This is a genomic window from Paenibacillus vulneris, assembly GCF_039543185.1.
GTDB classification, from domain to species: domain Bacteria; phylum Bacillota; class Bacilli; order Paenibacillales; family NBRC-103111; genus Paenibacillus_S; species Paenibacillus_S vulneris.
Window position 1 is genome coordinate 115,765 of record NZ_BAABJG010000024.1, and the last position, 21,829, is coordinate 137,593.

The following is a 21,829-nucleotide window of genomic DNA, read 5'->3' on the forward strand; positions in this document are numbered from 1 at the left end:
CTCCTATCTAGTAAATACCTTCTTCTCCGAATTTTTTGGCCAAATAATTGGACACGACAACAAGAATGAAGCCGATCACCGACTTGAACAAGCCGACCGCGGTACTGAAGCTGTACTGTCCTTGACTAATGCCGACGGAGTAGACATAAGTATCGAAGACTTCCCCTACCTCGCGGTTCATCGCATTAAGCATCAGGAAAATTTGCTCGAAGCCTGTATCAAGAAAGCTTCCCAGCCGGAGGATCAGCAGAATGACAATAGTGCTGCGAATAGCCGGCAAGGTAATATGCCACAGCTGGCGGAGACGGTTCGCTCCGTCCATACGTGCGGCTTCATACAGCTGGGGATCGACACCTGCCAAGGCCGCCAGGAAAATGATGGTCCCCCATCCGGTTTCCTTCCATATCACCTCTGCAGTAATAATGGTCCGGAACCACTCGTTGCTTACAAGAAAATTGATCTTGTCTCCCCCGTAACGGGCCAGCAAATCGTTCACAATGCCGCCTTCCGTCGTCAAAAAGATGTAGGCGATCCCAACGACGACGACCCAGGACATAAAGTGAGGAATATAAACCAGCGTTTGAACGGTCCGCTTAACGAATTCAAGCCTCAGCTCGTTTAGCATGAGCGCAATCACGATCGGCAGCGGAAAGAAAAACAGGATATTGTAAGTAGCAAGAATTAGCGTGTTGCGAAACAGGACGAGAAAATTGGAGTCGCTAAAAAAGCGCTCGAAGTGCTTAAGCCCGACAAACGGACTGTCCCAAAAGCCAAGAAACGGTTGATAGTCTTTAAATGCAATAAAAATTCCATACATGGGCCAGTACTTAAATATGAGAAAGTACAAAAGACCTGGGACGACCATAAAATAGAGCCAGCGGTTCCGCACCAGCCTCCCCATCAACGTCGATGACCTCGCTGCCGGAGGTGAAGAGACCCGCGCATTCATATTGGTTTGCATGTGACTTCCTTCCTTTCGATTCTCCATGACATCTAGTGAAATTGCAGATTTATCATACGGCGGGATGGAGATTTCCGTCGATAGTCCCTACTTGTTCAGATCGGCTTGGATCGGCTGTGGCTTACCACTCATAGAATGATGATGATGGCAGACAGTCATTAATTGCACTCATTGTCATTAGTTGCGTATGAAAAAAATCCCCGTTCGATAAGGCATTTGAGGATCAATGCCTTTATCAAACGGGGATCATGATTGATTTGCTCCTAGTAGTGTACCCATGATGTATGCGGCATGAAAGCCAGTTAGGAGCGACTTTTAGGCCGCACCCAAAGCATCCACGAATTGTTGGCGTACGGATACCCATGATGCTATGGAGAACCCGGGAATCGCATATGTATGACAAATGTGTTTCCTTGACTCGAACATTTGGCAGCCTGCACGCCAAAAGACCTGCTATCCTTCCTATTTACAGGTGGATTGAGGCAGCATTATAATTAGGCAACAAGACCCAAACAAATCTAGGTCTTTAAGCTTAGTCAAATTGCAAGCGCTTGAATTGGCATCCTATGAAAAGATTGCCGATTTAAAGAAAATGTACAACAGGAGTGCTGCCTTATCGTTTCTGAGCCTGATAGTCTCGCTCCGTTACGAACCAAGCCACCTGCATGAGCTAGGAGGGAACCGATATGTTCAGCCCCAACAGGCTTTTATACATAATTACAGGGTTTATTATTATGCAGTATCTTTTGTTTCCTTATTTACGAGACTGTCCCAGCTTGATCCTTGCCATAGAGACTATTCCTTACTTATTATCTTTTTTCACACTGCGGTACGCGGCCCGTAAGCAGCATGGGCATTACCGCCGGTTTTGGAGTCTATTATCGTGGGCGGACATCCTTTACATCCTTGCGCTGCTCTCGTGGATTGTATACGATTGGGTTCTCGGCATCGAGGCTCCGGTTCCCAGCATCGGAGATGTTTTCTGGAACCTGCAAAACATGACCTATGTTAGCGCCCTCGTGTATTTGTTGGTAAAAGAAAGGAGCATTTATCAAGGCGTTCGTTTTTTGTTTGATACCCTGATTGTCTTTATTATTGTTAGCATAATGAGCTGGGAATACATCATTCACCCGCAGCTTGCACAGCTTCTTAAAAGGACAACCATGTGGGGGGCCGTGGCGACCTCCTCCTATCCGGTAACAGACCTGGTCATCTTTATCAGCTTATTCATGCTTTTTTATACCCGTCGATTTCCTTATCCAAAAAAGGTATTTTTCCCTTTTACCTCGGGATTCATCGTGTTCGTTATTACAGATACATTATACTTGACCCAGCTCACAACCAATACATACATGATCGGCGGATGGATTGACCCTCTGTACAGCGCGTCGGCTATGCTGGTTGCTATCGCCGGATTGAGTTCCACTAGGCTAAAGCCCGACACCGCTCGTATTGCAGTTCCTCAGGAGGCCGGCTCGAAGCTGCGATATCTCCTGCCCTATAGCAGTGCGATCGTTTTTCTCGCCTTTTCGGTATGTCGGATCGATTCGCAAATGATGGATGCCATTTTTATTGCAAGCACGGCTACGGTAGCGCTTATCGTTATTCGGCAAATCACCGTATTACTGGAGAACGATAAGCTGATGCACAAATGGCAGCTGATGCTTGGCCAAGCTGAATTTTTGGCTTCCCACGACCAGCTGTCGCTTCTACCTAACCGGCGTATGTTTGAAATTCAGGCAGCAGAAGACATTGACATGGCAGCTGCAGACGAAGGCGGGCAGCATAGCTTGGCTGTTCTGTTTTTCGATCTCGATCGCTTTAAATATGTTAACGACAGCTATGGCCACAGCACCGGGGATGCCCTTATTAAAGCGGTCGCCGCCCGATTGACTACACTTGCGGATAAACGGCATTTTGTAGCCCGCATGGGCGGCGACGAATTTACAATGCTGTGCAAAACCTGCTCCGAGGAAGAATTGCTGGAGCTTTCCCAGTGCATTATCGAGGAAATCAGCCGTCCGTTTCAGCTCGAGCAAGGAGAAGTATGTACGTCGGCAAGCATCGGGATTTCCGTATACCCGAAAGATGGAACTACCGTATCTGCGCTGCTCAGGAATGCGGATATCGCTTTGTATAAAGCGAAATCACTTGGTAAAAATCGCGCGGTCTTCTATAACGAGGAGTTTAATCAGGCCCTGTCTCTTAAGATGGCGATGGTGACCGACCTTCGAAAGGCATTGGAGCAAGGGGATTTTATTCTTTACTATCAGCCACAAATCGACACTGCCAGTCAGCAGCTCGTTGGTATTGAGGCCCTGATTCGCTGGCAGAAGCCACCCGGAATCATGGTGTCCCCCGCTGAATTTATTCCGCTGGCAGAGGAGACCGGCTTGATCGTCCCCATCGGCGAATGGGTCATCCGCACGGCTTGTAATCAGGCGAAGCTTTGGATGGATGAGGGGGCTCCAGCCTTTCATTTATCCGTCAATGTCTCGCCCCGGCAGTTCAACGAGGCCAATTTTGTGGATATGGTGCTCTCCGTACTGGAAACCTCAGGGCTTCCGCCCGAGCTGCTCGTGCTTGAAATAACCGAGGGGATCGCGATTCAGGAAGAAAGAGAAACCGTCGAGAAGCTGCATAGACTCAAACGGCTCGGTGTGCAAATCGCGATGGACGACTTCGGGACCGGGTATTCATCTCTAGGTTATTTAGAGCTGCTGCAGGTTGATGTGCTAAAAATGGCTCAGACATTCATTTCCGAGGTTTCCGGCGATTCCGGCAAAGCTTCGATAGTCAAGGCCATCCTGGCGATGGCAAGCAGCTTGAAGCTGACGGTCATTGCCGAGGGGGTAGAAACGGAGGAGCAGTTCCAATTCCTCAAACAGCATGGCTGTGACTGGATTCAAGGCTATTATTTTCAAAAGCCGCTGCCTGCCGATGAAATGAGCGAGGTTTTTGCCGGACAAGCAGCCTCTGTGAAGGCTGCATTATAAACGGGCTGGTTATAAGCTAAGAACCTTCTTTCGCCGAACATGGCGGTTGAAGGTTCTTTTTTCGCACCAATAAAACAAAACGACTGCTCCCCGATTTACGCATCGGGAAGCAATCGTCTTTACCCTTTCTTAGGGTTGATCCTTAGCTTGACTTATTAAATAATCGATATCCGAAAGCAGGTGCTGTGCGAAGGCCGCATCAATATGCTTGCCTGCCTGCGCCTTTAGTTCGTTCTCAAGCGAATTCAATGCGTTGATGATCTTCGCAGGATCCGTTTCGCTATGGATACGGTTCACTTTGGCGAGCAGGCTGTTCAGGATACCTTTATTCGCGATAAGGCCCTGATCGTACGCCGACTGTAAGGCTTTATCCAAGTAACCGCGGTTCACCACGACCTTCAATACCCCGTGCTGAACCGTTACGTTGCCGGCATGATCTGTCGCCGTTACCGTCATTGCGTGATCACCGATCGATAGCTCGTAGGGAGCTGCCGTAATCGGCAGACTTACTTCTTTGCCGTCAAGCGTCGCTTTCACTTGGTCCACGCCGCTCAGCGCATCCGTAATATCCAGACGGATATTCACGGCATCCGAATGATAGACCGATTCTGTAACGGACAGCGGAACGACCGGTCCGGTAAGATCGACGCTTACCTGCGCGGATTGGACATCTTCCCGATTGCCTGATGCATCAACGCTGTAATAACGGAGCGTATGCACTCCTTCTTGACCGATCTCGATCCGATTGCCTGCCTGGAATGGAGCGTCGTCTACACTGTAATAAGTTGATACAGCAGAGCCCTCGGCATCAATCGCAATCAGATTGATCGTTTGAGCGGTGTTATGCCAGCCTGGCTTGGCGTCCGTCGTCGTAACAGGCGGCGTTATGTCCTTGGATGTCTCCGGCGTCTTGACCGTTACCCGATTGGACGGCCCCGATTCCCCGCTCGCGTTTTTCCCGGTGATATAGTAGGTGTATTCTACCCCCGGCTTGACGGTACGATCGTAGAACGTATCCACCTTGGCATATCCTACATATTGCATCGGTTCTCCTGCTGATTCCCGGTACACATTATATTGGGTCGCCCCGCCATGGGATGTCCAGATAAGCCCAACGAACGTCTCTCCCTTTAATCCGACAAAAAGCTGCGAAGGCGTCGCGGGCAGCGGCATATCAATAGCCAGCTCGCGAGATGCTGCCGATTCGCCCATTTCATTCTCCGCCGTCACCTTGTAGATGTAACTGGCGCGGTCCGCGCTTACCGTATCATCGAGATAACGAGGCGAAACCGTGCTGCCGAGCCGGGTAAAATCGTTGTCGCCGATCCCTTTCCTGTAAACGTAGTAACGTTCTGCCGAATTAACCGGATTCCACTGAATGGCGAACGCGGCGGCTGTCACCTCACCCGCTGTCAAGCCTTCCGGCGCTTGCGGTTGCGCAACCTGCGGTTTCGTCGTCGTGCTGACACCCTCGGACAGGGCGGATGCACCTCCGACTCCCGCCGCAGCTACTTTATAGGAATACGACGTGGACGGGCTAACCGTCTTGTCGGTGAATGCGGCCTTGGATACGGCCGCGATCTTCTGATACGCGCCGTTCGGTAAAGCGGCTCTGTAGATTTCGTAGCTGACAGCACCATCTACAGGTGACCATTTCAGTGCTACGGACATACTTTTCGCATCCGCTACCTGCAGTCCTGTAGGAACCGACGGCTTCGGCTTCGACGGATCGAAGGCAAGCACTTCCACAGGGCTCGATTGCGGGGATTCGCCGCCCGCATTGACGGCGGACACTTTATACTGATACGTAATCCCGAGCTCCGTGGCGGCATCCGTGTACTCCGTGGATTTGGAGCTTTCGATGACTTTAAAGTACGGCATCGTCGACGTGGATCGATAAATCAAATACTGATCCGCACCATCGACAGGCTCCCATTGGAGCGAAATCGTGGGCCCTGCCGTTAGCTCACCCGCAAGCCCCGAAGGCGCTGCCGCTGGAGCCTTCGTGGACGGGCTTACCGGCTTCAGAATAACGAAATAGTTCATGTTGGAGGTGTTGTTATTTGCCCCCATGACTACGCGGGAGCCTGCCGGATAACGCTTTTTGAACAGCTTGTACTGTACCGGCTGGTCATCGGCGATGACCATTCCCGTATCTTCGTATGCCGATGTCAGCCATTGCGGGCGGGACGAAATCCTCGAATCATGGGCGACATATACGTCCGCATCCGCAGCTAAATAGAAGGATAGCAAATCCGCACTGGTCGAGCTTCTGGAGGCTACCGCGGAGCGAATCCACTCCATGCCCTTCAGTTCATCCGGTATGGTCACAAATTTATACGTTTTGCTTCCAGTCATTCGATCTCCGGCTACGAAATCGCCAGGCTGGAAATTACTTTGTACCGACCAGTTTGCCGCATTGGCGGTACCGCTGCCGCTGTTATCGTGAATGACGACATTTCGCAGCGTTTTCCCGTCCATGCTAGGTGCAGGCTCCGGCTCGGGCTGCTCTGTCGCGGGCTGTGCCGGCGGATCGAATGGCGTTCCCGACCACGCAGGCGGCGTTTGAGGATAATTCGCAGGGAAGCCCAGTGCCGCCAGTTCGTTCAGATAGTCCTCGAGGTTGGTGTAACCGTCACCATTGAGATCGCCGTTTCGATCCTCAGGGTCGTTCGGGTTCAAACCTTTGGCTATCTCCCATGCGTCCGGCATTCCGTCGCGGTCCGTGTCGAGAGGAGCCTTGGTTCTGGCCAGCTGAGGAAACCCTCCGACATCATTTTCATTCCCGATAATAGCTCCGGTCTGATGACGCACGCTATCGATCACCCGCTCGTCCACTTTGTCCCGAGAGATCGATGCGCCGGAGTGACTCAGAATTTCTTCATAAGCCGCTTCGGGCTCTTGCGTATGTACCGGCGGATATTCGAAGCGTTCCGGCACGATGAGGCTAGGTCTTTCCGCTTCCATCATCCCGGTTCCCGTATCCGTTCCATCGAGAATCCCGTTCTTGTTGCTGTCGATACGGTTGTTTTTAAGATAAAGATTGTAGTTCTCATTACCGCGAACAACCCCATATTGCGGGTTGGCGGAATTCATGCCTGCGATGAAATAGTTGCCGACGACATTGCCGTAGCCTTTGGTACCAGATTCGCCTCCGGCCACATAAGGGTAACCGCCCCAGTTATAAATAATGTTATTCACAAAATCCATTACACCCTTGGTCTTCGGGTTGCGGTCGTTGTTATGAGCATACAGATTATGATGCATTGTAATCGTATTCATTTCTACCAGTCCGCCCATGGAATGCGTGAGCAAGCCTTCCGAAATGATCGACCACTGAACTGTAATATTTTTTGATTTCGGATTATTGTAGTCTTTGCTCTTGATGGACAGCACTTCATCGGTTCCCCAGGAAAAGGAGGAGTGGTCGATCATCACATTGCGGCAGTCCTCCAAATACATCGAATCGTCGTTAAAGCCTTGCGCCCCCATCCGGAACCGCATATACCGAATGATGATATCGCTGCAGTTAACAAACCGGATGTTGTTGCCGCGGATCGTCACTCCGTCCCCCGGCGCAGTCTGGCCTGCAATGGTAATCTTGGACTTGCCCGAAACGATGATCTGAGGGATCGTGAGCTCGCCCGAAATATCGAATACAATCGTCCGCGGCGTCGATCCGGCCGTTGTCAGTGCGTCATGGAACGTCCCCGGTCCTGTGAGGTCGTAGCTGGTGACGTGGTACACTTCACCTCCGCGCCCTCCGGCAGCGGCATAACCGAAGCCTTCCGCCCCCGGGAACGCCGGCAGCGAATCATAAGCGGCGAATGCTGCAGGCATCGGCAGCTGGAATAATGAAAGACCCATAGCAACACTTAAAATAAGAGCCAACCGTCTTCTTTTCATACCCATCCTCCTGTTTTCAAATGTTCCTGCCTCTCAACCACAAATGTAACTGCTTACAATTTTGGTCGTGGTCATGCAATTCAGCGTTCTTGATCTCCCTCCCTTACTGGCATGTACCGCCATCTTACTCACTTTGCATCAGAGATGACAATGGTCCATTCCTATACCACATGAACCAAAACGGGATTTTGACAGGCTGATACGAATCTTGGAGGAATGGTTCGGCAGCTGGCGTTATTGTATATTGCAAATCCGATACCGTTGGGCATTTGAACCTCTAAATCCTGTTATTGGAATATAGGTCTTACAGAAAAAACTTAGCCCTGAATTCCATGGGGCTGTGGCTGTTTAGTTTTTTTCTGTAATCGTTCGTAATTGTAAAAGTGAATATAAGCATCAATGTCGTTCTTTAATTGCTCAAAGGTCTGGTATTTATGCAAATAATACTTCTCACATTTCAAGTTCCCCAAAAGGATTCCATGGGTCCGTTATCAATGCAACGACCTACAGAATTTTATATTAATTGTAAATTGTTTCATATAGAAATTAATGCTGCGAAAACACAAAAAAGCCGCCATTAGGGCAACTAATGCGTTAAAGAGGAACGAGCGGCTTGGATGTAGTCCATAATGGACAATGCTACTAAGAATAACCGGCCGGGATTACACCATAAGGTCCGCCAAGCGGTAAATGATTCCGAACTAAACTGCAATACTGTAACATATAAACACGAACTAGTTGGATAAAGTTCGAGACAAATGTTAATTAAGTTCGCATATGAATGTTACTGGACACGGCCGCACCACTACCAACAAGAAGAGCCCTAATAGGGCTTTTTCATATAGACATTCACACAAAAGTCGAATTTTGTATTATTTATTATAATAATTATATTATATCCCTCATTAATGACACAATTCTCCCCTTATTAGTGTCACTGCTTCTGTTTACCGTTTACTATAAGGAGAAATTTGTGTCATTCCGCATACTACAAGTCAGATAGGGTTAATGGTGTTCGTAATAGTGTCTAAAAGTCCTGGAAAACGTGAATCTAATTCCTCACGACGTATTGATACACTTTGCGAGGTCCCCACTGGTTCTACTAAAACAAGTCCCGATTCTCGTAAAATTCGTAAGTGATGAGATCGAGTTGATTTTGGGATGTTCGGATAGCGAGCAGAGCAATTGAATAAAGGATCTAGTAGCATTCCCCTTACCATGTCCAAGCGAGTCGGATCACTCAGGGCATGAAACACCATTGTTAATTGAATATCCTCTATTTTCGGGTGAAAAAGTGTCCTCATTTTTTAAAACCTCCTGAACTTATTGTTCCATATTCCTAGAACTATTGTCAAACTCCTTTCTCCATGTTATATTGTTCCGTGTTACTAGAACAATAGTACTTATAATAATCTACAGAAAGGAGTAATGTTATGAGACATAATTATTCTAAATCAGTTTTGTTTTGGATAATTGCGTATACATTGTGTGCTGTCATGCTTGGGACAAATGTTCCTTCACCGCTTTATGGGGTTTACAGCAGTATATGGCACTTTTCGAGTGGTACGATAACCCTAATGTTCGCCATCTACGCATTTGTGTTGATTCCATCCAGTTTGATCTTCGGTCAACTGTCTGATGGTTTTGGCAGAAAGAAAATGTTGGTAAGTGGCGTTTTGTTAGCAACGATTGGAACGATCATCTTCGCTGTTGCTCAAGAAACTTGGATGTTATTTCTAGCTCGTGCCATTCAAGGCCTCTGTGTAGGTATTCTCAACGGAAGTGCCATAGCGGCCTTAGCTGAATTACGACCCACTAACCGTAAAAGGGCATCCCTTGTTGCCTCGGTAGCCATTGCGATTGGTAGTGCTATCGGTCCATTATACTCGGGAATAGTCGCTCAATACACAATTTTCCCAATTCGTTTGCCATATTTCATTCATTTAATTCTTCTCGTACCTGCAATTATTTTTACCTTGACTATGAAAGACTCTTTCCACCAAAGAACTGACAAACCTCATCTTCATCTGCCAAAATTACCAAGAAGTATTCGTTTTGAATTTCTTACGGCTTGTTTTGTTGGAGTGCTCGCTTGGGCGGTGGCTGGATTTTTCATGGTTGTGGCACCAACATTTGTAACAACCTTAGTTGGCATCAAGAATCTTGCCATTTCGGGAGCAGTTGTCTTTCTTATGCTTGGCTCTTCGTCTGTCATGCAGATTGTACTAAACAAACTGACATTTAAAAGTTCAATTCTTACAGGTTTCAGTCTCTTAACTATTGGTATCATTTGTGTAAGTATCTCAATCCCTACTCATGCTCTATGGTTACTTTTGGTGAGTACGTTGATTGCTGGGGCTGGACACGGTCCAACTTCATCATTAAGTTTGCATTTTGTATCGGAAATTGCCCCAAAAGAGAGCAAAGCCGACGCTGTATCCATTTACTATGCAATTGCGTATCTTGGTGTTAGCGTTCCAGTTTTAGGACTCGGATTTATTGCGGAAAGGCTTGGAATGTATTATGGAATTTTACTGTTTTCAGTTGTCATACTCGCCGTACTTGTAGTGCTAACTCGCTTTGTTATTTTGTCGTCGAAAGGATCAAAGTTATTGTTAGGGCAAGAAGAAACAACTTAGAATATGAGTCAGATCGAATCTCATTAAACAATGTTCTGTTAAAAGTGGATAGCGTTATAAAAATAGGTTCTTCTTATTGTTTTATCTCTTTTGATCTATCTTTGCTTATAACTGATAAACCAACTAAATTGTCAGTTCTACTGGATGCTAATTCACAATTTGGTAACGATCACGTTTCGGAACATCAAAAGCTTCTACAACAACAGCATGAGTTACATCTAAAAGTTTTTTAAGCTTTCATTATCTCTTCCTTTAATAAAGTCAAAACGAAGTAACGGCATATTTTTTCTCTTTTATTGTTGGTAATGGACTTCAATAGCTTGAGATGCATAACTGCTTTGTATTAGATATTATTTCTCTTTAAAATTAATTCACCTATCTCATTTGCAAGTGTTTCCAATGCAAAATGACCAGTATCTAATAGATGAATCTCAGCACTAGGTAAATAAAGTGAACCACAAGAAGGTTCAGCGGATCATTAAGGAGATGGGCTTTAAATGACTAGTCCGCATGAAAAAGTATAAGTCACATAAAGGGACAGTCGGCAAGACTGCACCGAATCATCTGGATCGCCAGTTCAGGCGGAGGCGCCAAATGAGATGTGGGTAACGGACATCACCGAGTTTAAGTTATTTGGAGAAAAGCTGTATCTCTCGCCTACTTTGGACTTATTCAATGGGGAAATTATTACCTATACCATTGGTACACGAACAACATATTCTCTGGTAGCTGAGATGCTGAATGCAGGACTGGAGCGTCTGCCAGAAGAGCACCATCTTCTCTTTCATTCAGATCAAGGTTGACATTACCAAATGAAGCAATATCACTATGCGCTTAAGTCAAGAAGCATTCTCCAAAGCATGTCACGAAAAGGGAGTTGTTAGGACAACGTCGTCATAGAGAATTTCTTTGGCATTCTCAAAACAGAGTTTCTGTACTATAAAGAGTTTAAAAGTATGGAACATTTCAAGGAAGAATTGAAAAAATATATTGGATACTACAAAACCAAACGGTTAAAAGCAAAAATCAAAATGAGTCCGGTACAGTACCGAACTCATTTTGAGAAAGCTGCCTGATGAGATAACCGTGTCTAACTTTTTGGGGTCACTTCACGATGCGGCTTTTAAGCGTGTATGTTCTTGTCGTCTTACATTATATGATGAATGATATAAAATATCTTACAAAAGCTAATTTGAAGACAGTGAGGGGATTCACTAACAATTAATTGTTACAAAATCTGACGACTATCTTTAAGTAGAACATCGTGTGCGCTACCCTCAACAATACTTGTAGAGGAAACCAAGGTTAACTTGGCATTTTTTTGTAGTTCAGGAATTGTCAAGAAACCACAATTACACATTGTTGAACGTACTTTGCTTAACGAAAGTCCAACATTATCTTCTAAGCTACCTGCATAGGGCACAAAGGAATCAACTCCTTCTTCAAAAGAAAGTTTTTCGTCACCTCCTAAGTCATATCTCTGCCAATTTTTTGCCCTTGTACTTCCTTCTCCCCAATACTCCTTCATATAATTACCGTTTATATTCACTTTTTTAGTGGGGCTTTCATCAAATCGGGCAAAATATCTTCCTAACATTAGAAAATCTGCTCCCATAGCTAGTGCCAATGTAATGTGATAATCGTGTACAATACCTCCATCAGAACAAATTGGTACATAGATTCCTGTCTCAATAAAATATTCATCACGAGCTTTCGCTACCTCAATTAATGCGGTAGCTTGACCTCTCCCGATGCCTTTTTGTTCTCGTGTAATACAAATTGCACCGCCGCCAATTCCTACTTTTACAAAATCAGCACCAGCTTCGGCAAGGAAACGGAAGCCTTCTTTATCAACTATATTTCCTGCCCCTATTTTCACGGTATCACCATAATTCTTCCGGGTGTATTCAAGAACAATCTTTTGCCATTCTGTAAATCCTTCGGAACTGTCAATACAAAGAACATCTACTCCAGCTTGAAGTAATGCTGGAATTCGTTCGGCATAATCTCTAGTATTAATACCTGCACCAACCATATATCTTTTAGATTCATCAATCAACTCATTCTCATTTTTCTTATTCGTATTGTAATCTTTTCTAAATACCATAGAAATCAATCTTTGTTCTTCATCAATAATTGGTAGGCAATTTAATTTGTGCTCCCATATAATATTATTCGCTTCTTTTAATGTGGTATCTTTATTACCACAGATTAAGTCTTCGAATGGTGTCATAAAATCTTTAACTTTAGTGTCTAAAGTCATCCGACTAACTCGATAATCTCTACTAGTTACAATGCCTACTAATTTCCCCCTAGAACTTCCATCAATTGTTACTGCTACAGTCGAATGATTTGTCTTCTTCTTTAACATTAACAGTTCGTCTAAAGTACCTTCAGGAGATATGTTAGAATCACTAACAACAAAGCCAGCTCTATAACTTTTAACACGAGCAACCATTTGTGCCTGACTTTCAATAGATTGTGCTCCGTAAATAAAAGAAAGTCCACCTTCTTTTGCTAAAGATATTGCCATTGTATCATCAGAAACAGACTGCATAATTGCTGATGTCAAAGGAATATTCAAAGACATAGGAGGTTTATTTCCTTTTTTAAATTTCACTAAGGGTGTCTGTAAACTAACATTTGCCGGTATACACTCTACAGATGAGTAACCTGGTATTAGTAAATACTCACCGAAGGTGCGCGATACTTCATTCATATAAACTGCCATATTATTTTCCTCCTTGTTCTTGAGCTGTTTTTTCCATAAGTTTATTTAGTCCTCGATACAATCCCATAAGCATTTCATCATCAAAGTCAGCAAACAACTCCTCCAAATACTGTTCTTCCTTCTTACCTCTTTCCAAGTAATACACTTTGCCCTTAGCTGTTAAAGCAACACGCAAACTCCTTCTGTCAGATTCATCTTTTCCTACCTTTACAAAACCTTTTTTCTCAAGAATATTAATGATTTTTTTCACATTCTGACTCGAAGTACCAACCATTTGAGCAATGTCTTTTAGGTTAAGAAAGTAATCATCAAAAAGAGAGATATTCCACAACACAAAAGCTTGTTTTAATGAAAGCTCCTTGTATCTTCTATCACCTAAAAGTTGCAAACGATTAGATAATGAGAAAATTGATCCATAAATATATGCTTTAGGTGTGATTTCTTTTTTGATGGGTAATTTCATTTTTCCACCCCCTCCAATAGGTAACTGGTTATGTATTAAATTATCTAACTAGTTACCTTTTGTCAAGTAATTAAGAGAATACAAAGTAAAGAATTAATAGAGAAAGTGGATTTTTGAGGGGACCTTTGCACTCGGGTAGATGAACGAGCGAAATCGTCCGTTAGGAAAGAATCTTACCATATAGTCAGAACGGCTTCGGCGATAGCGCATCCCTGCTCCCGCCCGGCGATCGCTGTTACGCTGCGGCGGGCCGCGTCGTATGGATTTGGGCCGATGGCCACAACGCTGCGCTCATCGGGAGTTATGAGATAAACGTCCGCGCTTGTACGCATGCTTGCCGCATCTTCCGCTGCTCCCGGGATGGAGCCATAACCATTTGGCATCGGGGAGAGAATCACGATCCGTTCGTAGCCTTCAGCTAGTCGTGAATTGGTCGTGGACACCATTCCTCCGTCGGTCCAGAAGCGGTCACCGATCGATACAAGCGGCCAAATTCCCGGAACGGCTCCGCTGGCCGACACGGCATCGAGCAAAGAAACTCCCGATTGATGATCGAAAGTATGAAGTTGCCCGGTGTCGGCATCGATGGCGGTCACCTTAAGATTCGCCGGCCATTTTCTGGTCACAAGGCGACTCTCGACCACGGTGCGCCGCTGTTCAGGCGATACGGGGGAGGGATTATTTTTGGCGATAAGGCCAAATTCTGCCCCGACTTTTCGCGGATCGCTTCCTCCCGTGGCAAATGCCCGATACCACGCTTGCCTCAATTCATCGGACGCGGCGACCGGTATCTCGGCCGAGTTCGTCTCCGACTGGGCGGCAAACAGATTATTCATGTCGTATCCACTGGCCAAGGCTGCTCCGACAAATGCACCAGCTGACGTTCCGATGATCACGTCTGCTCGATGGAGGTCTACTCCGGATTCGAGCAGTCCCGCTAAGACGCCAACCTCCCATGCGATGCCCGTCACGCCACCGCCCCCCAAAACTACAGCTCTGGTCGGTAAATTTCTTTTCTGAGCGTTCATTCACAGCTCCTCCTTCTGATCGACAATTGTGCCAATGGGTTTGACAAGGTTCCATTAGACCTCTAAAGTATAAACTATAAAGTTTACTTGAAGGTCAAGCCTTACATGGGAGGAAAGTATGAAAATTCATGTGCTGGCACAGAAGACCGGGTTAAATCCGCCGACCATTCGTTATTACGAGAAGGAAGGATTGCTGGATAGACGCCACGTTGACCGCAGAGACAATAATTATCGCGACTATACCGAGGAAGCGGTCGAACACCTTTTACTGATCAAAAGGGTTCAGGCTGCGGGTTTTACGATAAGGGAAATCAAAGTTATTTTGAAGGAAGTAGACAAACTTGAACTCTCCCGGGCCATTGAATTTTTGCGGAAGAAGATGAAGGAGATGGACCATAGGAAAAGAGAGTTGGAACAATCGCAGTCTCTTCTCGCCCGGATGCTAGACAACAAATTGGCGCTGCTGGCGAAGAAGGGAACCGAAGATGGGAACAGTAGTAAATAAACCGTTGCCGTAATGAAGGATGGACTTCTGTAACCGCAACTCGTTTTGACGCTAAAAACTACATATGTATTGAGGATCTTTTCAATCATGGTTAACCATATGTGTTCTTGTCTTTTTCGGCAAACGATATATGTTCTTGTCGTCTTGCAATTGGTTACTTTTCTAAGGCATCCTTACATTCAACTGAGAGCAATCAAAACGTGATATGCCTTCAAATTAATCATTGTTCAAGGTTCAATTACTGGATCCAGTTTGGTCTCCTCTAACCCCTTTCTACAAGCCAACACATACTCATCAAAGTGTTCTCCAGTATATGTCGGGAGGTTTTTATAATATCCAATCGCAATACCGTTAATAGCATGAACAACTCCATCGATACTTACAACCATTGCACCCATCCCACTATTCGGACACCCTATAGTATCTCCGTAAAAAATTGTTCTATAAGCGCTAGAGTCTGGATGACTTTCAAGTGTATCCAATACTTTAAGTTCATCTCTTTGAATTCCTGCTAGCCGATGCTTAAAGCACATCGCCGGTTATTGCAGCAAATGAATGATTGAAGGAAGCTGGTCAGAATAAGCTTTTTGGTACTAAACTTCGTCATTACGATGTTATGTAACCATTGTCGGGAATGGGATAAAGTTCTTGTCATTGAGATTTGACAAGAACTTTATCCCATAACAAAAAAAAATCCGCGATTTACGCGACATTTAATGAGATAATGTTCTTGTCACCCGACATATATGGTGTCATACATTATATAGCTCTTTTTTTCGATGATGAAATAATAAGTTCTACATAAAATGATACGTATTTTTGTCCTCGGTTACAAAGCCGTACACCCCGTTTCCGGTTAGCTTCTGTGCTGCACTCAAGAATTCATCATACATCCAATCGTCGTTCGGATAAGGAACGTTGTCGAACAAAGTTTTGTTATAGAAAATCGCTCAGGTCGGAGCATTACTGGCTGCAAGCGATGTGAATATTTTCTGCTCATAGCTGTCCGGCACGGATTCAACCTGTACTTTAATGTTCGGATATTTAGCCTGAAAACCAGCCACGACCGCTGTACGTTTCTAGGGAACTAGCCGTATCCCATGTCGCAAAACGGATGGTCACATTCGCATCCTTTGGTATCGGATTTTGAGCCATCGGCAGCGGAGCTGTTGTTGGATGGGCCGGCCGGTTCTGCACCTCCGCAAGCGGCGGCAGTGAGCAAAAGGACATACTAATCGAAAGTGACGTCATTTTTTTCAACATACGTTCTTCCCCTTCAGTACGGTAAGTTTTCAGTTGAAACAGGGCATCGGGCAATCAAGATTAAAATCGGATCCTTCTTTCCGCTTTAATCGAATCGACCGCCCTGCACACCATTTCCCAGCTATGCAGATTATCGCCTATATGGGTGCTCGGTTTATGGCCTTCCCGTATCGATTGAAGCATCTCGACCAGCGAATACTTAAGTCCCGTGCAGGCCATATCCGGCAGCGGAATACGCTCTTTGGATCCATCCAGTTTTATGATGACAGGAGGTTCGTCATACGATTCGATCGCGCCATCACTGCCGATCAGACGGAAATAACCGTGCCAAGGCGTATCGGTTCCGCGATTGATAAAGCTTCCGTAATAGTGAACCATCACGTCCTGTTCAAACCGGATAATGGCGGAAACGGCTCCGTTGCTATCGAGAAAATTCCAGGATGGACTCGAACTCTCGGCATAGACAGATACCGCATTGGTCCCTAAGAGATATCGCATCAAATCGAAATGATGAACGCACATTTCTTTCAGAAACATCTCTTCCATTTGCTTGCGCCAAACGACGAACGAGCTGGATGCCGTATGATTGCGAGCGAATAACCATTCTACTTCCTCAATACGGCCGACAGCATTGGAATCCACGGCGGCTTTGACCGCCTGCACAACGGGATTCCAGCGGTAATTTTGGCTGATCATGACATACTTGCTTCTTTTGTCGGCGAAATCCGCCATTTCTATGGATTCGTTCCAATCCGAGGAAATCGGTTTTTCCATAATGACGTGGAGTCCCGCATTCAGCATATCCTCCATGATTTTTTTGTGCGTGTCGGGAGGGGTGACCACCACCGCGATGTCCGCCTTCGTCTCCTGAAGCGCCTCATTGTAATCCGTATAAGCGGGGACAGCGCGGCCACCCAGCAGAGGCTGCGCCTTCTCTAAGTTGTCCGTGCTCGCGTCCACGATTGCCGCCAATTCGACTTCTTCCGTTGAGAGGATGGTTGTGATCCAGTGCAGTCCATGCAATCCTGTACCGATTTGAATAATTCTGGCTTTGTCCATGTCTTAACCTCGCTTTCAATTCATTTCAGCAATAGGCCATTATGAAGCGCTTTCAAACCAGTCCGAAATTTCACTCACCCGTTCAAGAACGGAGTCCCCTGAGGGACTCCCGAACTTTATAGGTTCATCGTCAAAGCCAAGCTCCTTCACCGCTTCTTTACATTTGATTTTTATGTCGGGACGGACCGGCGTGACACCAGACGACGACAATCGGATCTTCCACACTTGAAATGAGATGATGGTCCTCTCCCGGCTCAATAATGACGACGTCTCCCGTCTTTACGGGATACATATGCAGTTTATTGATTTCAACCTCGCCCCTGCCCTGCAGGATCAAGAAAGCTTCGCAATCTTCGTGCACATGATAGTCGATGCCTCCCGGACCGTCATTCGTATGAGCGCGTGCCCCCGGCTTCTCGAAGGCAAGCCCGCCGTGAGAAATGTAATCCCCCGGCATAATGTCTTTCAAGATATGTCCTTCCGTAACATCGGCCAACTGCTGTAAACGATAAGTTCTCATTTCAAATCACTCCTTCTTTTAATGTAAGCTCTTTCACGCTTGACAATCTGGGTAATAAACGTAAAAATTTAATAGTCTTTTATGAAAAAACGATATCTAATAACGGGAGTGAAGCATATGGATATCCTCTCCATGCATTACGGGAAGCACTGCGTTCCGGAATGGAAATGGAATGTTCCCGTCGGTTGTCATCCAGGGTTTACTTTGTGGAGCGTTTGGGGCGGAAACGGTCAGATCATGCTGGGCAAGAACTGCTACAAATTAAGTGTCGGCGACGTTTTCTTTATCGATTATAAGAAGGCGGTCGATGCCCATCAGAATGATCCTGCCAGTCTTGACGTTCGTTATATTGATTTTACATTGCGGAATCCGGATGTCTTAGGTGACCTGCCTGAGCATCGCCATTTTGATCAATACCATTTTGTGTTGGAGCTTCTCAATCGCTTTCGTTTAGCCGAAGAAAGAAATAACTTGCCGCAGATGGAAATATGGCTGCAAGCGCTTATTACGGAATATCAGAATAAACCGCCAACATCGGCCGGGGCCTATTCATTAAAAATAGATGAGCTGTGCCGCATGTTTCAGCAGCATCCCCAGAAGCAATATGATATAAGCGAACTCGCCCGGCATTTTTCTCTTACGACAGATCACTTTATACGCATTTTCAAACAGGAACGCGGCGTTACGCCCTACGCCTATTTGCAGCATTGCAGACTGGAAACGGCCAAAACGCTGCTGCGCATGTCTACTCTCAGTATCACGGATATTGCGAACGCTTGCGGTTTTTCCGATATCTACAACTTTTCTCGTTTTTTTCAATCCAAGACAGGCTTATCGCCAAGAAAATTCCGTACTTGAATCCTAATTTACATCGACCATGATTCAATTCTGATTGGCATACCTTTTTCAGCGCTGGAGTAAACCATATCTAACATTTGGGTAATCCTAAGTCCTTGCTGCGGCGTACATGGCACCTCCTCATCTTTGACGATGGCATCCAGAAACGCTTGCCGAACGTTCGGCATCTTGGAAACCCTTAACTCTTCTATAGGAATGTCATGAATCTCTCCGTCGGTTTCCAAAAACACTTTATTATAGGCCGCATTACCCTCTCCAACGGTTGTATGCAGAACCGCACCGCCCTTGGAGCCGTAGATCCGCGTTGTAATGATCTCCTTCTCACGGTTGCTGGCCCAGGATGCTTCTAGTTCAAGCATGGTTCCGTTTGTCATACGGAACATGGCGACGCCCATGTCTTCAAGCTCGAAATTCGGAATGCCTCTGCGCATGGCCTCGTCCTTGGAAACCTTACAAAAGGTGTTTCCCAGTACCCATTCCGGCTCCGGATACCCGCAAAACCACATGGCACGGTCAAGCACATGGACGCCGAGATCAATGATGGCCCCGCCGCCGCATATTTCTTTTCCGCTTGAAAGCGGATACCACCATGGCAGCCCCCGTCTGCGCTGCCACACCGTACGTACATAATAGATATCGCCGAGTTTGCCTTCGTCGATCACGGATTTTAACGTTTGGCATTCCTGTTGAAATCGCTGATTGAAGTTGATCATCAGCTTCTTGTTGTGCTTTTGAGAGGCTTCCAGCATGCTTCTCGCCTCTGCCTCATTTCTCGCCATAGGTTTCTCACACAGCACATGCGCTCCCGCTTCCATCGCCCGCATGGCAAACGGCATATGCAAAAAATTAGGAACGGCTACGCTGATGGCGTCCAGCTTTTCCTCCTTCAGCATTTTATCGAAATCCGTATATTTTTTGGATATGTTATATTTATCGCCGATCTCGTTCAGTCTTGATTCATTCACGTCGCACAGCACAATTTCTTGAACGATGTCACTTTTAGCGTAGTCTTTGACATGACTTGCCCCTACAGCCAAGCCAACCACACCTACTTTTAGTTTTCTGCTGCTCATGCTTATCCTCCCGTTATAGTATCGCTGAAGCTTACGATGATGTTTTAAAAAGGCATTCTCGATAAATTAATCATATGCCTGACAAACTGGACTGTAAATGTAAAAATACGATGATCATTTATGAAAAATCGATATGAATGGCGAATTTGATTTTGACAAGAACTTTATCCCATAAAATAAAAATGCCGCGATTTACGCGGCAACTAATGAGATAATGTACTTGTCACCCGACAGCCACCATGCGAGAACGCATGGCCCCCGCGTTATCGCCGCTTAGAACGATGTTGATGAGGATGATTTTGATGAGTCCGATAAGCAACGGTTCGCCTTCCAATGTAACGTCCTCCTTTTTACTAATCTATATTAGTTGAACCAAAGAACATCGGAGAGAAGCCCAATGAAATGGAAAAAGGGAATAGTCTTGCAGGCGAATTTTGGTTCACAAGTTTCTTCCAGCTGAAGGCCCATATGATCAAAGAAACTTGGGAACAAAATGTCTGAAGCTGCAAGGCCATCCCTTTTGGAATGCAATGGGCCCGCATAGTGGTTCAACTTATTAAAGCGGCCAATCGATGCCGTACCGCTTGCCGACCGCTTTAAGCTCCTGCAGGACGGAACCGGTTAGCGGGATGCCGCTCATCTTTCTTTCCTCCGCCTTCTCATGCTCAAGCTCCCCCGGCATGTAAATTTTCTCGAACCCTTCCGCCAACGGGATTTGCCTGATTTCGCGAATCATTTGATCGATCCGCCGTTTGAACTCCTCCAACGGTTCAAATAAGTCTGCCCTCATGACAAAAAAGAATTGGCCGATCCGCTGATTCCGGTCCAAATCTTTGTACAAGCTGCCTATATAGGGTCCGAATGCCGCGCCGGTGAGGAGTCCCGATAAAACGTCCACTAAAAACGCCAAGCCGTACCCTTTCGGGCCCCCTACGGGAAGCACCAGACCGTCCAAAGCTTCGTCAGGATCGGTTGTCGGCCTTCCTTCTTTAGTGATCGCCCAGCCTAACGGAATTTGCTCTTTGTTTTTCCGGGCTAGCGTTATTTTTCCGCGTGCGACGACGCTTGTCGCCATATCGAAAATAATGTCCCGTTCTTCTCCAGCCGGCACGCCGTAAGAGAACGGGTTGGTGCCGAAAAAGCCCTGTTTCCCGCCCCAAGGCGCCATATTCGAGGGCGCATTGGTCGTGGCGAGAGCTAGACATTGATGCCGTGCCGCATATTGCGTGTAATCCGCCAGCATTCCGCAATGGCCCGAGTTTTTGATCCCGACGACCGCAAGTCCCGTTCCCTTCGCCTTCTCGACCGCAATCTCGATGCCTTTTGATGCCAAAACGATGCCCATTCCATTGTCGCCATCGATCAGCATGCTGGACGCGGTTTCTTTAACAATGCGCACCGCCGTCTTTTTTCGTTCCAGGCCGTAGTCCAGCCTTTTCGTATAAATATCAACCCGGCTGACTCCGTGGGAGTCGATGCCTCTTAAATTGGCTAACACTAGGTGCCTCGCGATGATCGCCGCCTGTTCTTCATCCATTCCCGCTTCTTGAAAAAGAGCGCTCACGTATTGTTCAAGCTTCTCATGGTTCACTTTAAAGCCGGTAGGTTCTGCCATGCGATTGTTCTCCTCCCGATTTAGACTGCTTCTCCCGCAAGGAAAAAGTGCTTAACATAAACAACAATGCGTTTGACCAAAAACCCGGAAAAAAACCTGATATGGAGCCAAGCGATCCGAAGGCAACTAAAATAGCATTTGTTGGCTTCCTTTTTCATGCGGCTAAATGAAGTGCGTTATTCGAAAGCGGCGGCCAAGTCCCGTGTGCGAGA

At 46.2% G+C, this 21,829-nt stretch carries 16 protein-coding genes and 3 pseudogenes; 5 read left to right on the forward strand and 14 right to left on the reverse strand.

The window, feature by feature from the left end; genetic code table 11:
- Positions 1 to 7: 7 nt before the first annotated feature.
- Positions 8 to 961 carry an ABC transporter permease gene (locus tag ABEA66_RS22150; RefSeq protein ID WP_377740576.1) on the reverse strand — a complete coding sequence of 318 codons (954 nt, stop codon included), beginning with the start codon at positions 959 to 961 and terminating at the stop codon, positions 8 to 10.
- Positions 962 to 1,647: 686 nt separating this feature from the next.
- Between ABEA66_RS22150 and ABEA66_RS22155 the strand changes: the two genes are divergently transcribed.
- Positions 1,648 to 3,957: a putative bifunctional diguanylate cyclase/phosphodiesterase gene (locus ABEA66_RS22155; protein WP_345590852.1), complete on the forward strand. Its 2,310-nt coding sequence runs from the start codon at positions 1,648 to 1,650 to the stop codon at positions 3,955 to 3,957.
- Between the two features lie 129 nt (positions 3,958 to 4,086).
- Here the strand turns inward: ABEA66_RS22155 and ABEA66_RS22160 are convergent, their stop codons facing one another.
- From ABEA66_RS22160 to ABEA66_RS22170, 3 genes are all read right to left on the reverse strand, one after another.
- Entirely contained in the window at positions 4,087 to 7,863 is a 3,777-nt protein-coding gene (locus ABEA66_RS22160) for an OmpL47-type beta-barrel domain-containing protein (RefSeq protein ID WP_345590854.1), read from the reverse strand.
- Between the two features lie 317 nt (positions 7,864 to 8,180).
- Positions 8,181 to 8,333 (reverse strand): IS3 family transposase, encoded by a 153-nt coding sequence (locus ABEA66_RS22165; protein WP_345590856.1) that lies wholly within the window; start codon positions 8,331 to 8,333, stop codon positions 8,181 to 8,183.
- Between the two features lie 525 nt (positions 8,334 to 8,858).
- Positions 8,859 to 9,167 (reverse strand): ArsR/SmtB family transcription factor, encoded by a 309-nt coding sequence (locus ABEA66_RS22170; protein ID WP_079908878.1) that lies wholly within the window; start codon positions 9,165 to 9,167, stop codon positions 8,859 to 8,861.
- Between the two features lie 129 nt (positions 9,168 to 9,296).
- On the opposite strand from ABEA66_RS22170, the gene ABEA66_RS22175 reads away from it, so the two are divergent.
- Positions 9,297 to 10,502, forward strand: coding sequence for an MFS transporter (locus tag ABEA66_RS22175; RefSeq protein ID WP_079908877.1), 1,206 nt, complete (start codon positions 9,297 to 9,299; stop codon positions 10,500 to 10,502).
- A 76-nt stretch (positions 10,503 to 10,578) separates the two neighbouring features.
- On the opposite strand, the pseudogene ABEA66_RS22180 reads toward ABEA66_RS22175, so the two are convergent.
- Both ABEA66_RS22180 and ABEA66_RS22185 read right to left on the reverse strand, forming a co-directional pair.
- Positions 10,579 to 10,783: pseudogene (locus ABEA66_RS22180) on the reverse strand (tautomerase family protein); the annotation flags it as partial.
- A gap of 62 nt (positions 10,784 to 10,845) precedes the next feature.
- Positions 10,846 to 10,947 (reverse strand): annotated as a pseudogene (locus ABEA66_RS22185) (alpha/beta fold hydrolase); the annotation flags it as partial.
- Between the two features lie 2 nt (positions 10,948 to 10,949).
- On the opposite strand from ABEA66_RS22185, the pseudogene ABEA66_RS22190 reads away from it, so the two are divergent.
- A pseudogene (locus ABEA66_RS22190) lies at positions 10,950 to 11,578 on the forward strand (IS3 family transposase); the annotation flags it as partial.
- A gap of 152 nt (positions 11,579 to 11,730) precedes the next feature.
- Here ABEA66_RS22190 and ABEA66_RS22195 read toward each other — a convergent pair.
- The 3 genes from ABEA66_RS22195 to ABEA66_RS22205 all read right to left on the reverse strand — a co-directional run bounded on the left by ABEA66_RS22195 (position 11,731) and on the right by ABEA66_RS22205 (position 14,724).
- Entirely contained in the window at positions 11,731 to 13,233 is a 1,503-nt protein-coding gene (locus tag ABEA66_RS22195) for an IMP dehydrogenase (RefSeq protein ID WP_345590859.1), read from the reverse strand.
- A gap of 1 nt (position 13,234) precedes the next feature.
- Positions 13,235 to 13,696: a MarR family winged helix-turn-helix transcriptional regulator gene (locus ABEA66_RS22200; RefSeq protein ID WP_345590863.1), complete on the reverse strand. Its 462-nt coding sequence runs from the start codon at positions 13,694 to 13,696 to the stop codon at positions 13,235 to 13,237.
- 173 nt (positions 13,697 to 13,869) lie between these two features.
- Positions 13,870 to 14,724: a patatin-like phospholipase family protein gene (locus tag ABEA66_RS22205; RefSeq protein WP_345590865.1), complete on the reverse strand. Its 855-nt coding sequence runs from the start codon at positions 14,722 to 14,724 to the stop codon at positions 13,870 to 13,872.
- 118 nt (positions 14,725 to 14,842) lie between these two features.
- On the opposite strand from ABEA66_RS22205, the gene ABEA66_RS22210 reads away from it, so the two are divergent.
- On the forward strand, positions 14,843 to 15,229 hold the full coding sequence (locus ABEA66_RS22210) for a MerR family transcriptional regulator (RefSeq protein ID WP_079908873.1): 387 nt from the start codon (positions 14,843 to 14,845) through the stop codon (positions 15,227 to 15,229).
- Positions 15,230 to 16,273: 1,044 nt separating this feature from the next.
- On the opposite strand, the gene ABEA66_RS22215 is transcribed toward ABEA66_RS22210, so the two are convergent.
- From ABEA66_RS22215 to ABEA66_RS22225, 3 genes are all read right to left on the reverse strand, one after another.
- Complete coding sequence (locus tag ABEA66_RS22215; RefSeq protein ID WP_345590867.1) at positions 16,274 to 16,492, reverse strand: hypothetical protein; 219 nt, start codon at positions 16,490 to 16,492, stop codon at positions 16,274 to 16,276.
- 60 nt (positions 16,493 to 16,552) lie between these two features.
- On the reverse strand, positions 16,553 to 17,551 hold the full coding sequence (locus ABEA66_RS22220; RefSeq protein ID WP_345590869.1) for a Gfo/Idh/MocA family protein: 999 nt from the start codon (positions 17,549 to 17,551) through the stop codon (positions 16,553 to 16,555).
- 157 nt (positions 17,552 to 17,708) lie between these two features.
- Complete coding sequence (locus tag ABEA66_RS22225) at positions 17,709 to 18,071, reverse strand: cupin domain-containing protein (RefSeq protein WP_345590871.1); 363 nt, start codon at positions 18,069 to 18,071, stop codon at positions 17,709 to 17,711.
- A 117-nt stretch (positions 18,072 to 18,188) separates the two neighbouring features.
- Between ABEA66_RS22225 and ABEA66_RS22230 the strand changes: the two genes are divergently transcribed.
- A complete protein-coding gene (locus ABEA66_RS22230) occupies positions 18,189 to 18,929 on the forward strand; it encodes a helix-turn-helix transcriptional regulator (protein WP_345590873.1) in 741 nt (246 codons plus the stop codon).
- Positions 18,930 to 18,937: 8 nt separating this feature from the next.
- Here ABEA66_RS22230 and ABEA66_RS22235 read toward each other — a convergent pair whose 3' ends face one another.
- Positions 18,938 to 20,002, reverse strand: coding sequence for a Gfo/Idh/MocA family protein (locus ABEA66_RS22235; RefSeq protein ID WP_345590875.1), 1,065 nt, complete (start codon positions 20,000 to 20,002; stop codon positions 18,938 to 18,940).
- Positions 20,003 to 20,558: 556 nt separating this feature from the next.
- The gene (locus ABEA66_RS22240; RefSeq protein WP_345590876.1) at positions 20,559 to 21,617 is read right to left on the reverse strand and encodes an Ldh family oxidoreductase; all 1,059 of its coding nucleotides are present in this window, start codon (positions 21,615 to 21,617) and stop codon (positions 20,559 to 20,561) included.
- Positions 21,618 to 21,829: the final 212 nt, after the last annotated feature.